At 37.8% G+C, this 14,582-nt stretch carries 7 protein-coding genes; 5 read left to right on the forward strand and 2 right to left on the reverse strand.

The genetic code is table 11. The annotated features are described in order from the left end of the window. Window positions 1–23: 23 nt before the first annotated feature. Window positions 24–3,206: a SusC/RagA family TonB-linked outer membrane protein gene (locus QM481_RS23085; protein WP_283383534.1), complete on the reverse strand. Its 3,183-nt coding sequence runs from the start codon at window positions 3,204–3,206 to the stop codon at window positions 24–26. Window positions 3,207–5,057: 1,851 nt separating this feature from the next. Here QM481_RS23085 and QM481_RS23090 point away from each other — a divergent pair. From QM481_RS23090 to QM481_RS23105, 4 genes are all read left to right on the forward strand, one after another. After that, window positions 5,058–7,844, forward strand: coding sequence for a DUF1553 domain-containing protein (locus QM481_RS23090; RefSeq protein WP_283383535.1), 2,787 nt, complete (start codon window positions 5,058–5,060; stop codon window positions 7,842–7,844). A 75-nt stretch (window positions 7,845–7,919) separates the two neighbouring features. Further along, entirely contained in the window at window positions 7,920–9,401 is a 1,482-nt protein-coding gene (locus QM481_RS23095) for a DUF1501 domain-containing protein (protein ID WP_166550595.1), read from the forward strand. Window positions 9,402–9,649: 248 nt separating this feature from the next. Beyond that, complete coding sequence (locus QM481_RS23100) at window positions 9,650–10,723, forward strand: twin-arginine translocation signal domain-containing protein (RefSeq protein WP_283383536.1); 1,074 nt, start codon at window positions 9,650–9,652, stop codon at window positions 10,721–10,723. Between the two features lie 241 nt (window positions 10,724–10,964). Beyond that, window positions 10,965–12,416 (forward strand): c-type cytochrome domain-containing protein, encoded by a 1,452-nt coding sequence (locus QM481_RS23105; RefSeq protein WP_283383537.1) that lies wholly within the window; start codon window positions 10,965–10,967, stop codon window positions 12,414–12,416. Window positions 12,417–12,664: 248 nt separating this feature from the next. On the opposite strand, the gene QM481_RS23110 is transcribed toward QM481_RS23105, so the two are convergent. After that, entirely contained in the window at window positions 12,665–13,192 is a 528-nt protein-coding gene (locus QM481_RS23110) for a hypothetical protein (protein WP_283383538.1), read from the reverse strand. A 478-nt stretch (window positions 13,193–13,670) separates the two neighbouring features. Between QM481_RS23110 and QM481_RS23115 the strand changes: the two genes are divergently transcribed. Further along, window positions 13,671–14,357 carry a DUF4397 domain-containing protein gene (locus tag QM481_RS23115; RefSeq protein ID WP_283383539.1) on the forward strand — a complete coding sequence of 229 codons (687 nt, stop codon included), beginning with the start codon at window positions 13,671–13,673 and terminating at the stop codon, window positions 14,355–14,357. Window positions 14,358–14,582 lie beyond the last annotated feature (225 nt).

The following is a 14,582-nucleotide window of genomic DNA, read 5'->3' on the forward strand; positions in this document are numbered from 1 at the left end:
CAAATCAGATACCGTCATCGTGCCTAGAATCCTAGATTAACACCCAAAATGAATGTTCTAGAAACTGGCATATAACCACCATCAAAGCCTAAAGTGTTATCTGTTCCTGTTTGAATTTCAGGGTTTAAACCAGTATACTTTGTAAATGTTGCCAAGTTTTGTGCTTGCAAATACACCTGAGCATTGTCAAGACCTAGCTTGCTACCAATTTTACGAGACAAGTTGTAAGTAAGTTGAACGTTTTTGATACGGAAATACGAACCATCTTCGATAAAGTAGCTTGATGGACGGCTACTGATTTGATCGTTAGCATCCATGATAGGTACAGTACCTGACTTGTTGGTTGGCTGCCAAGCATCATACAATGCACGTTTCGAACGGTTACCTTGGAAAGTGTTGAAGTCAGAGAAATAACGAGTATAGTTGAATACATCATTACCCTGAGTACCGTTGCAGAAGATAGTCAAATCAAAGCTTTTATAACCAAAATTGAGGTTCAATCCATACGTAAAGTCCGGGTGTGGATTACCAATAATAGTACGGTCATCCTCCGTGATTTTACCATCGCCATTAATATCTGCAATCTTGAATTTACCTGCCTTATTATAGTCACCATAAGCTGGCCAAGCTTTAGCTTCATCATCAGACTGGAAAATACCCAATACTTTATAACCATAGAAAGAAGAAATTGGTAAACCCGCTTGCGTCACTGTAACAGCAGGTACACGCGAACTATAACCAAGGTAACGTGTGTTAGGGCTAGCATCTAATTTATCTACGTTGTTGCGATACGTAGATAAATTAGCACCAATTCCATAGCGGAAATCACCTACCGAGTTTTTGTAGTTTATCCCGAAATCAATCCCTTTATTTGTCATCTCACCTACGTTAAATGCTGGCGCCGTTGCATCACCTGCTGTAAAGGTAATAGGTGTTGTGAATAACATATCAGTAGTCTTACGGTTCCAAATATCCAATTCAAAAGTCAATTTGCTACCCAATAATGCGGCATCCAAACCTATGTTTGTTGAGGTTGTTGATTCCCATTTTGCATTCGGGTTACCAAACGCACTAGCGTCATAACCAATCGTTGGTGTAACTTGATTTCCATCGATAGGATAACCAGCGTGGTAAATATCAGAGCGATAGGTAGTGTAGGCATTGTACTTACCAATTTTTTGGTTACCTGTTTTACCCCAACCAAAACGCAATTTCAAGTCATTGAAAAACGGTAGTTGATCTTTGATAAATTTCTCTTCAGATAAACGCCATCCAAAGCTGGCCGCAGGGAAAAACGCATTACGTGAAGCAGATAAGAAACGAGACGAAGCATCGTTACGAACAATCAACTGAAGTAAATATTTACCTTCATAAGAATAGTTAAATTTACCAAATTGTGAAGACAATGTATAGTCATTACCTACTGATCCATAGTTAGATACCTTTGTTGGGTCTCCAAGATCAAGATAGCTCATAATAGGCACAACCTCGAAAGCATAACCATTACGACTAGCACCAAAATACTCACCAAATTGCTTGATTGATTCTAACCCAATGTAAGCATCAATTTTGTGAGATTCATTAAAGGTCTTGTTGTACGACAAGGTATTTTGCCATACCCATTGGTAATCATAATTGGTACGTGAGGTAGAGCTATTGTTAAAGCTACCTTCAACATATTCTGGGTTTGCACGACCTAATTCTTTCTTATTCTCAGTGGTAATATCTACCCCAAAGCTAGTTTTAGCAGTAAGGTTTGGCAAAATGTCAAACTCCATAAATACGTTACCAAATCCACGCATACGATACAAACGGTCATCTTTTTGACGGTACAATGTAGCATAAGGATTGGAATTATTCCCCAAATTTAAACCACGGCTACCTGCAAAGTTGCCAGCGATATCGTAAATTGGCAACAATGGGTGGTGTTTGTACGAACCTGAAACAGCGTTTTGTTCTTCATTGTTATTATATCCACCTTTACGGTTATCAATTGATACCGTGAAGTTTTCACCAACTCTCAAGCGTTTTTTCAGGGCTGAAAATTCGGTGTTAGTACGCAATGTATAACGATCATAACCGATGAATTTTACCACACCGTCTTGGCTAAAATAACCCAAAGACAAAGCATAGCGGCTATTATCAGTACCGCCAGATGCGGTTAATTGGTAGTTTGAAATTGGAGCCGTTTGGGTTAGCTCACCCCACCAATAGGTATCTGCTGATTTAGTGATAGCATAAATGTTATCTGGTGTCAGTGAATATAACTTAGGATCTACCTCAGGTGTACCAGCTTTCCCTTTACTTGGATATACATAATCAGGGATTGTTATTTCACCATTTGGACCAAAGGTATATTGACCATGTTGGGGATCTTTATTTGCATATTTATCTGCCAAATATAGATACTGACCTAATTCTTTGGCATTCAAAGATTGTACATCATTCGACACTTTTTGGCTACCATAGTAGGCACTGAACGTAATTTTTGGTACACCTGCTTTTCCTTTTTTCGTAGTGATGATTACTACACCATTGGCAGCACGCGAACCATAGATAGATGCAGAAGATGCATCTTTCAAAATTTGAATAGTTTCAATGTCATTTGGATTAAGGTTACCCTGATTTTCAGTAGGTACACCATCGATAATGAAAAGAGGGTCGTTGTTACCAATCGTACCGAAGCCGCGGATACGAACGGTTGCATTACCTCCTGGCGTAGCATCGTTCACGATACTCAAACCAGAGGCACGACCTTGTAATTGTTGAGCAAACGTAGTTGCAGGAACAGACTGTAAGTCTTTAGCATTCACTGTAGTTACAGCACCTGTAATATCTCGTTTTGACTGTGTACCATAACCTGTTACAACCACCTCTGTTAGGTTGGCTACATCTTCTGATAATCTTACTGTAATATTGGATTGAGATCCAACTCTAACTTCTTGGTTTTGAAAACCCACAGACGTAACAAGTAATACATCGCTAGCTCCTTTAACTGCGATAGTAAACTCTCCGCCTGCACCCGTAGCAACCCCCACCTTAGTGCCCTTTACCATAACTGAAGCTCCAGGTAAACCTTGTCCGTCGGCCGCTGACAAAACTTTACCTGTTACTTTTCTTTCTTGGGCTTGGGCAGTCCAAGTAATCAAAAATAGACAACACAGGGCAATGACCCCCGCTAGTTTTTGTAGTAATTTGTTGTTCATAGAAATAGTGTTTGGAAAAATGTAACAATGATATTGAAGCGATTTTTTGTTGCTTAATATACCTCCTTTCTTTGCTTAAACGTTTAACTGATTATTTATAAAAAAAACTTTTTCAAAAAGCTCTACACCAATGACTCAAAGTGAAACAATAAGTATATACGTAGTCCATCATAGCAAAACAAACGTCTTGCTCAATTATGATAGGGTTGCTGGAAATGTGATTGTATGCTACAGTAGCCTTGGTAACTCTATGATTTAGAATTGGTTTAAATTGTTGGTTTTGAATAAAGCATATAAGTGCCAGTCTGTGCGTATAACACACAGAAACATGAGAGCATTTTATCGATCTCCTATGCTAGAAAGCATACGCCAATAACATAACACCATGACTATCAAGGCATTTGTTACATTCATAAAATAATTTAAAAATTCAGAAGCTAATAGATAAAGACTATCACTCAACGGACATGAGCAAGCCTATGGGAGCTTCACTTTCATATTTGTTTTTTGTGTGGGTATTAGAAGACAGCTTTTGAGCTTTTGTAATGGAAATTATAGAGCAAAAGAGAGCTAATCAATCCAACAACCGATATACATGTTTTTTGGAATAATTGTTTAACATCCACTAAGAGCGGCCCTTCCTAGGAGATTGTTTAAAGTGGGTGATTGTACTTATTTATAGAAAACTGATTTATAACATTCATTTTTTGTGAAAACAACACAGAGATGTGTTAAAGGAGCTTGAGAATTTAACCACGTAAAGTGCAACGACGAGTTAAATAGGTCATATTTCACGGTGTAAATTTTAAAATTATTTCTTAATTAAAAAAATAAAAAATTGTTTTTTTAAGATATTTTTTTGAATCGTACAAAGTTTTTAACAATTGCTAATAAAGCAGGATAGGCTTTATTATGATAAGCCTACTTTGCATTTCTAATATTTGTACTATCGTAGAAATTCTTTTACAAGAAGTGTTCTATAGTGTTATACGTTTCAAAAGTCTGTTATTTTCTTAATAAAAACTTCTAGTTTACGTCTCCAGCTCAAACCCACTCTTTCTAAACTTTACTATCATGCCTTTTAAGGAATAGGCGTGTATTGTCTATCAATTTAGCGTTTATCCATTTTTCTAAAATCTCTCAGTGGTATAGCCATATCTATCGTAAAAACTCAACTATAATAGTCAATTTCTTTGCTTCAGAGTTTGCTGTTTTAAGGAATAGGAGGTTACTCATTCAATTAGATTGCTGAATGATGCTGTAGAAGCTTTTTCCAACAAATCTATCTTTTCTCTGCGATAGTTGTTCCTCCATAATATTATCCATCTTTTTCGTTAAAATTGCTATTTAAATCAAATCATACAAACACTAAATTTGCATTGAAACTAATATCTCTTTTTAAAAAATACGGGTATAAACGCTAATGAATTTTCAGAGAAGTAAAAGATGTAATACACTTATGTCTCTGCTTCTTAATTCTGCTGTAATGAGAATCAAAACCTTGTTATCTTAATAAAAGTCTAAACGCCATTTACAAACAATGTTATTGCTCATATTCAAGTTTATACAATTCCGTAATTTATCCATCTTAAAATTATTTTCTACCTTAAAATCATATTGATAAAAGCCTGTTCACAGCGCTATCACTGCACTTACAGACAGTATTTAAAAATTTTATTTTCTACTTAGAGTATAAAAAAATCATTATTCATTACAATTATGTAAGAGCTATGAGATGATATATTTATTTTTCTCTGACCTTACACTTCTACATCTGTATTAAGCCTTTAAACCCAACATTTACTCACACGCTTATTCCATAAATTAACTCATTACGGAATTATAACTCTTATGAATACCAATAAATTACTCTTCATTAGTGGCATCATTTTAATCGGAGGATACTCTGTATACTCTTTTTGGGGAGGAAACAACACCGTTGATTACAGCACAGAAGTTAAACCGATTTTAAATAAACACTGTATTTCCTGCCATGGTGGTGTAAAAAAGCAGGGAGGATTTAGTCTATTATTCAGAGAAGAAGCATTGGGTAAAACAGAATCAGGAAAGCCTGCGATTATCCCAGGCGATGCCAAACATTCTGAGTTTATCATCCGTCTGACGCATAAAGACCCAGAGGAAAGAATGCCATTGAAGAAAGAACCTCTGAAAAAAGAAGAAATAGAAATCTTGACAAAATGGGTGAACCAAGGTGCTAATTGGGGTGAACACTGGGCTTTTGTCAAACCAGAAATGCCTCAAGTTCCTAACAAAAGCTTTTTTGCAGGTTTGTTTAATTGGTTTTCTCAAAAATGGGAAAAAAATGATATTGACTATTTTATAAAACATAAGCTTGATGAAGAGGGGCTCTCTCCTTCGAAACAAGCCGAAAAATCTATTTTACTTCGCAGAGTTTGCTTAGATTTAACTGGCTTACCTCCTACCGAAAAGCAATTACAGAGCTTTTTGAATGACAACTCAGAAAATGCTTATGAAAAAGTCGTGGATTCTTTACTGGATTCGCCTCAGTACGGCGAGCGTTGGGCTGGTATGTGGCTAGACATGGCAAGGTATTCAGATACCAAAGGTTACGAAAAAGACGAAGCTAGGAATATCTGGCAATATCGTGACTATGTCATCAAGGCTTTTAACAAGGACATTCCTTACAATCAATTTATCAAGGAACAATTAGCAGGTGATTTACTAAAAAATCCTTCTGAAGAACAATACATCGCCACGGCATTTCATCGCAATACCGTCAATAATGATGAAGGAGGTACTGATGATGAAGAATTTAGAAACGCCTCGATGGTTGACCGCGTCAACACGACTTGGGAGATGTTTCAGGGGACTACTATGGCTTGTGTACAATGTCACTCTCATCCTTATGACCCGATTCGACATGAGGACTATTACAAGTCAATGGCATTTTTTTACAATACTCGTGACGAAGATATTCCTGACGATTCGCCATATCTCCGACAATTTAACCAACCAGAAGATAAGGCAAAGCTTACCCAGTTGAAAAGTTGGTTGAAAAGCAATTTTGGCACAGCCAAGGAGCAGGAACTATCCCACTATTTGACTTTTCTAGAACCTAAAATTCACCCACACGCAGGAGACCAATTTATCAATGGCGCTTTAGCAGACAATAAGTATTTGGGCGTTCGTAATGGAGGCTCTGTTCGCTTCAAAGCTCTACCTGTAGAAGGCAAACGACAGTTATTAGTAGCCTATGGCAACAAAACTGGCAGCCCAACTTTTATGGAAATACACCTTGGGTCACTGACAGGCAAACTCCTAACAACTATCAAACTAGATACCACCCAAAAAGGCGGATGGACCAATTCGTGGGATTATCAACTATATGATTTACCTGCCATGAGTGGTCGTCAGGATTGGTATCTTGTTTTTAAAAATGCCAAAGTAAAACCTGATCAAAGTACTTGTGTCATAGGAAGTTTTACTTTACTACCCGAATTTCCTGGAAAAGATAGAGCTGATTTTAGTCAAAGAAAAAAGGATTTTCTAGCCTTAATCAGTGCCAGCACCGAAAACACACCAGTGATGCTAGATTCTCCCAAAGAGTTTACTCGTCAAACTCACGTTTGGGAGCGGGGTAATTGGTTGGCCAAAACACAGGTGGTAGAGCCAGATGTCCCTGCCATATTTGGTGGATTACCTAAAAATGCCCCTAAAAATCGTCTCGGACTAGCCATGTGGTTGGGAAGTGAAGAGAATCCATTAACTGCTAGAGTAGCGGTCAATCGCTTTTGGGAACAAATTTTTGGCATAGGGCTAGTCGAAACCTTAGAAGATTTTGGCACACAAGGATTCACGCCTATGCATCCAGCGTTGTTGGACTATTTAGCAGTGAAATTTATGACCGAGTACGAATGGAAACCAAAGCGGTTATTAAAAGAAATGGTCATGTCGGCTACGTATCAACAAGATTCTAAAGCTACACCAGATTTGTTAGAAAAAGACCCGATGAACCGACTCTTAGCCCGTGGACCAAGAGTTCGTCTATCTGCTGAACAGATTCGAGACCAAGCCTTGCTAGTAAGTGGTTTATTAAGTCCGAAAATGTATGGAAAAAGCGTAATGCCATATCAACCAGATGGGATTTGGAATTCGCCTTATAGTAGCATGGCTTGGAAAACTAGTGAAAAAGACGATCAATATAGAAGAGCCTTATATACCTATTGGCGACGTTCGACGCCCTATCCTTCAATGATTACTTTTGATGGTGCTAATCGTGATATTTGTTTGGCAAGAAGAATCCGAACCAATACGCCTTTGCAGGCTCTTGTCACGCTAAATGACCCTGTGTATTTGGAATGTGCCAAACATTTAGCCCAGAAGATGGACCTGATTCAAGGCTCGTTTGACTCGCAAATTAGTAATACTTATCAATTTGCTATCGGTAAACCCATCTCTGAGAGAAAATTAGCAGTGTTTAAAAAGCTTTATACAAATTCACTACAGGCATATCGAAAGAATAAAAGTGAGGCAGAAAAGCTTCTCAATATTTGTCCTGATGATAACATAAAACCCAAAAATATTCCAGATTTGGCCGCTAAAACCCTTGTAGCTAGTACCCTACTAAATCTGGATGAGTTTATTATGAAAGAATAATATTAATTGGGGATTTGTGATTTCGGAGGTCGGATTTTTTTGAAACCTAAAAGCTTTTGTTCATTGAATAAACGTATGAAAAATTTACAGCAAGAACTTCTTTTTGAAAAACTTCGCTACGAAACCCGTCGGCATTTTCTCAAACAATGCACTACGGGCTTGGGTATGATGGCGATGGGCTCTTTTCTGCAAAGTTGTGGAAGTACTCCTCAAAATACTGTGGCGAGTGCTGCCAATCCGCTAGCACCTAAAATGCCTCATTTTGCTGGAAAAGCCAAATCTGTCATTTACTTGCACATGGCAGGCGCACCTTCGCAACTAGAGTTATTTGATTACAAACCCGATTTAATGAAATTGGATGGTAAAGACTGTCCGCCTTCATTTTTGGAAGGGAAAAAGTTTGCCTTTATTCGTGGTGTTCCGCAAATGATGGGACCACAAGCCCAATTCCAACAAGTAGGTCAAAGCGGTGCATGGGTTTCGGATAAAATGCCGTATTTACAATCTGTGGCAGACGACATTTCTTTTATCAAGGCCATGTACACCGACCAATTTAACCATGCGCCTGCGCAATTGCTACTTCATACAGGTTCGGCTCGCTTGGGGCGCCCAAGCACTGGCACTTGGGCAACGTATGGTTTGGGCTCTGAGAATCAGAATTTGCCTGGATATATGGTGCTTACTTCTGGCGGAAAAAACCCAGATGGAGGCAAAGCCTTATGGGGCAGCGGATTTTTACCTTCGGTGTACCAAGGCGTTCAATGTCGTAATCAGGGCGAGCCTGTTTTATATATTTCAGATCCAGCAGGTATGAGTCGTGATTTACGCAAAAGTACCATAGATGCCATTACTGAAATCAATAAAGAATCTTACGAAGAATTCCACGACCCTGAAACTTTAGCTCGCATTTCGCAATACGAAATGGCTTTCAGAATGCAAACTACTGTGCCAGAAGTGATGGATATTACCAAAGAACCAGCCTATATCCACGAAATGTATGGCACGCAATTAGGCAAAGAATCCTTTGCGAACAACTGCCTATTAGCCCGAAAATTAGTAGAACAAGGTGTACGTTTTGTACAACTTTTTGATTGGGGCTGGGATTCTCACGGTGGAGGTTCGGAAGATTCTGATGTGGCAAATGGTTTGACCAAAAAATGTTCGACCGTCGACAAAGCGATTACAGCTTTAATCCAAGACTTAAAACAAAGGGGGTTACTAGACGAAACTCTCATTGTTTGGGGGGCAGAATTTGGGAGAACTCCTATGGCCGAAAACCGAGAAGGCAAAGCAGCAGCCTTCAAGGGAAGAGACCATCATACTGAAGCTTTTACAGTTTGGATGGCAGGCGGAGGCATCAAGGGTGGTTACTCGCATGGCGAAACTGACCCTGTGGGCTATGTGGGCATCAAAGACCGCACCTCGGTTTTTGATTTACAAGCAACTATTATGCATTGCTTGGGCTTCAACCATGAGGAATTTACCTATCCATTTCAAGGAAGGAATTTTAGATTAACCGACACCAGTGGAAAAGTCATCCGTTCGGTTATAGCTTGATTGGGCTGTAGGTATTAACATTCTGGTGACTGGACAAAATTAGACTAGCCTATATCTATAATTCTCAATTATTACTGTACGAAGAATTTCCAAACTATTTCAGATTTGGGATTTCTGATTTCTGAAATAAAAAAATAGAAGATTACACTTCCGAAATCCGATATCCGCTATCCGAAATAGACAGTTTTAGAAGCCTTCGTACAGTATTGATTCGCAATTCGTAATTTACCATTAACATACTATCATTTATGTACGAGCATCAATCAAGAAGAAATTTCCTCAAAACCAGCACCTTAGCTGTAGGAGCAGGTTTAATCACCAATACTAGTTTAGGCAATAAAACATCTCAAAAAATGGAAGAAATCATCATTGGACACAATTCCCACAAATACAAAGTAGTAGCAGGATGGGGCGTATTAGATGCTGCTAAAAACCCCGTAAACGACTGTCATGAAATGGTAGAAGATGCCAAAGGTCGTTTGATTATGTGTACCAACGAAACCAAAAATAACATCTTGATTTATGATAAATCAGGAAAATTATTGGAGGCTTGGGGCACAAGCTATCCTGGCGCACATGGACTATCTATCTCTAACGAAGGTGCCGAACAGTTTTTATTTATTTGTGATAACAATCGTCACCAAGTCATCAAAACTGACTTGAAAGGGCGTGAAATCATGAAATTGGAATATCCCAAAGAAACGGGGGTTTATGAATCTCCCAACCGTTTTGTGCCTACTGAAACAGCTATTAACCCTGCCAATGGCGATATCTATGTAGCTGATGGTTATGGTTCTCAATACATTATTCAATATGATAGCAAAGGAAGATACATTCGTCATTTTGGAGGGTATTCAAGTGAATATACTGATGATAAATTTGATACTTGTCACGGTGTTTTAGTAGATACACGTGATAAAAAGAATCCAACTTTATTGATTACAGACCGTTCACATACCTGTATCAAAAGATTTACACTCGATGGAAAATTCTTAGCGGTCTATCATTTACCGGGCACTTTCGTATGTAGACCCGTACTACATGGCGACTATATTTTTGCAGCAGCCTACAGAAGCTCCGACCAATCTTGGAATAACTCAGGTTATATTCAGGTTATGGATAAAAATATGAAAGTAATCTCAACTCCTGGTGGGTCTGAGCCAACTTACAAAGATGGTAAGCTACAACGTCAGTACAAAGACGACCCTCACAACGTGTTTATGCACCCACATGACGTATATGTAGACTCTGACGAAAACGTGTATGTTCCTCAATGGAATTCTAAAAAAACCTATCCCATCAAACTAGAAAGAATTGTTTAAGAGTGGTGAGTTTTGAATGCGGAATGAGGAGTGATTTTTAGAGCGATGGGGGCTGAGTCGTGAATTGTGAATCATGACCAATAACATCTTACTTTATTACTTATCATACTTAAATATTGGGCTTTCGGTGGTCAGCTATGTACATTGGTCATAAAGCAAAAAAATATTAAAATATTTTGCCTAATGCATACGGCTTACAGCCTAAAGTCCACGTTTACAGGATTTTCCAAATTAACATATAATGATAGTATTACAAACCAATGCCTCTTCGGATTGGGCCATTTTTCTAGGGCATTTTCACCCTGTTGTGGTTCATTTACCTATTGGAATGTTGGTAATGGCGGCCATTTTAGAATGGTTTTCTGGTAGAAAAAATTTACAGACTCTTCAGCCAGCCGTTGCCCCTATTCTTTTTACGGGCTCACTTACAGCTGTGCTGTCTTGTATTTTTGGCTATTTGCTTTCCTCCTCTGGCGAGTACAACGAAGATACGCTCTTTTGGCATCAGTGGTTAGGTATCGCCGTAGCGGTTATTTCCTTGTTGGCGTGGTACCTAAAAGTATATTGGCAGCATATTGCTACAATGAAAAAAGTCTATCTCCCTACCCTGTATATCATGGTTGCCTTTATTACCATCACGGGGCACCTTGGGGGAAATATGACACATGGTGAAGATTATTTGTATGCCAATACACCTGAGCCTTTTCGCTCGATGTTTGGACTACCTAAACGAACAGCTACTGGAACAGCCACAAGGGAAATAGAGAATATCGATGAGGCGTTAGTCTATCAAGATATTATAGCCCCAGTCATGGAGCAAAAATGCTGGTCTTGCCATAATGCCAATAAAATCAAAGGAGAGTTGCGCATGGATCAGCAAGACTTACTCTTGAAAGGAGGTAAACATGGTGCTATTATCAAAGCAAATGATCCTGCCAATAGCGAGCTTATAAAGCGTTTATTATTGCCAGAGGAAGACGAACATCACATGCCTCCAAAAGGCAAAACGCCACTTACTGAGCAAGAAATTGCACTATTGCATTGGTGGATTCAACAGGGTGCGCCTTTTGACAAAAAGGTTTCCCAATTAAAACCTGATGAAAAAGTAAAGCCCTTCCTGACATCACTATCAAGTGGTGACAATCCTCAAGCAAATGGTGAAAGTATTTCAGCCGTTTTTAAAGAAAGTGTATCGGCAGCCAATGATGAGGATATTCAAAAACTCCGTGCCTTAAACGTGGTTATTATGCCAGTTGCCAACGGACAGCATTTTCTACAAGCCAACTTTGTGAATGCTCCTAACTTTGATGATGCGCAAATCAATTTACTGAACAACTTATCAGAGCAAATCATTTGGTTAAAATTGGGGCGTACAAAAATAACGGATAGGGCTATGGTGGAGGTTGCAAAGTGTAAACATCTTACGCATTTACACTTAGAGCATACAGCCATTACAGACGCAGGTTTAGCACAATTACAAGAGTTACAATATTTGGAATATCTTAATCTATTTGACACTAAGATTACCGATTCAGGCATTCAATCTTTAGCTAAATTAAAGTCCCTAAAAAATATCTATTGCTGGAAAAGCAAAGTCACCAAGACAGGTATTCAAGCATTGAAAAAAGCCTTACCGCATGTTGAAATACATACAGGTTGGGAAGAAACCACGCAAGTTTCGACGAAGGAATAGAACTGAATTACCATTAATCCTGAATTTTAAGATTGGGGTTATTCTCTAAGTTATCATCAAAAAAGCAGTCGGAAAATATTTTCCGACTGCTTTTTTGATGATAACTATGCTAGATTTCACTCAGCTTAAGACGCAATCATTGCGTCTCTACTGCCAGAATACAAATTTTAAATTAATCACTCATTCATTCAATCACTAAATTAGGGATGACTCATGTTTGCTAAACAGTTGTCTTATACAAGAAAAAGCTACACAAAATCTTCCATCTTAAAATTAGTCACTTTGAAAGGCTTCTTTAGGTTTTTAATAGTTTTCTCATACTTCTCAGGGCTATATTTATCGAAAGAACTCGTTATGATATTCTTTAAATAAAAGCTATTGTTTTCATAAATAAATTGGAAGTTCTTTTGAACATAAAACCTTGAACCATACTCTATTGATATTTCAAAGCCAACATTTGTTTCCTTAATCCAATTTACGGAGAACCCCTGCGCTACATCAGGAGTTAAAAAAAATATTTTACCTTGGGTTACATGATCTTTTTGAATAAGCAATTGTCTTTTGCCTGTCTTGTAATCTTTAATATCCAGCAAAGCGTATTTTAATTTTTTCAATACAATTATAGTTGTATCAGCACTCTTCAAACCATTGTCGTTGTTTACTGCTATTGGAGTAATTGCTTTATAATGAGCACTTGACGCGAAAGTTTCGCAATGCATATTCAATTGATTACAAGTTGTGAGAATAAAGCTCAAACAAATGCTTAAACTGACCATGTGATGTTATTGTGTTTTAGATATTTTGTGTTGTAGATTACCTGAGCAAGTTGAACTAATAGGCGAATTATTTTACACTTTATTCAAAGTCTTTTTTATTTATAATCTTACCCTTCTTCCATAACTCATAAGTCATCAATTTACCATTATGGCTGTAGTAAAACCAATTCTCCTGAGTAGATTTTCGTGTGATTCTAGGAGTATTTAAACTAATCTTATACATATATTATTCTTGTAAAAAGCAGTTAGAACAAATGATTCAAAGCTAATACAATGCTATCTCCTGCAACTTTGAGTGCTACAATATCTTGAAAATGGCAGGCATTTCCAAATTCTGTCTGAAGGTATAATTTTGCTTAATCTGCCACTTTAAGAATTAGCAACATTGGCACTTGTTAAAGAATGTTAAATCCAGAAAAGGCTTACAACCATCCTCTGAAGTCATGCCTCATTGAGATAAATTTAAACCTTCTCTTTTATGAAATTTACACACATCTCTTTTGCTCTTGTGGCAGTATTGTCTGTTTCTTGTAAGAAAGTTTACGAGGTAAATCCCAACGTAGAACCCAAACCAGCTAAGCTATCGGTATTCAACGCCTGTACAGATTGTGGAGCAGTAAGTTTTTACCTAGGTACCAAAAAGTTTCTTGACAAGGATATTGACTTTATGACTGAGCTTGGCTACCAAGATTCCCCAACGAATAAAATGGAGTTAAGTTTTAGTGCTAAAGGTTCGACAACTACCATGGCAAAAAAAGAAATTACCTTATCAGAACAAGGTAACTACACCGCATTTGTGGCTGGCACTAAAGCCAATCCTTCTATTATGGTTTACAATGACGATTTATCCAAACCTAGTCCTAAGTTTGCTCATATTCGTTTTGCCAATTTTATGGCCGAGAACAAGGGTTTACATTTGTATGTGAAAGGTCAGAGCACTCCTTTATTTTCCCAAACGGGTTTTGCTGGAGTGCAGACATTTGAAGCTATTACGCCAGGTTCTAACTATACATTTGTAGTGAAAGATGCAAGTAATGACTCTCTATTATTCCAACTCGACAAGATATCGATTGCTACTGGTAAAATTTATACCCTTGTAGCAAAAGGAAGTTTGACAGGTACTGGAAATCAGAAAGCTTCTTTATCCTTGATTACCAATAAATAAGAAATTACAATACGCCGTAGGTATGACACAATCTAGTATTTTTTGTCATATCTACGGCATTTTAAAATAATATCAAGGATTAAAACCATTTACTAAACAGTCCCTTAAATTCGAAACTAGTACTGTATGAAGATTTTGGTTTGTGATTGCACAAAAAATGAAATACTGGTAATTCTGTTGAACAACATAAAAGCCTTCATACCATTTAAATTGTCATGATTCATT

The organism is Flectobacillus rivi, assembly GCF_030056655.1.
Classification (GTDB): Bacteria; Bacteroidota; Bacteroidia; order Cytophagales; family Spirosomataceae; genus Flectobacillus; species Flectobacillus rivi.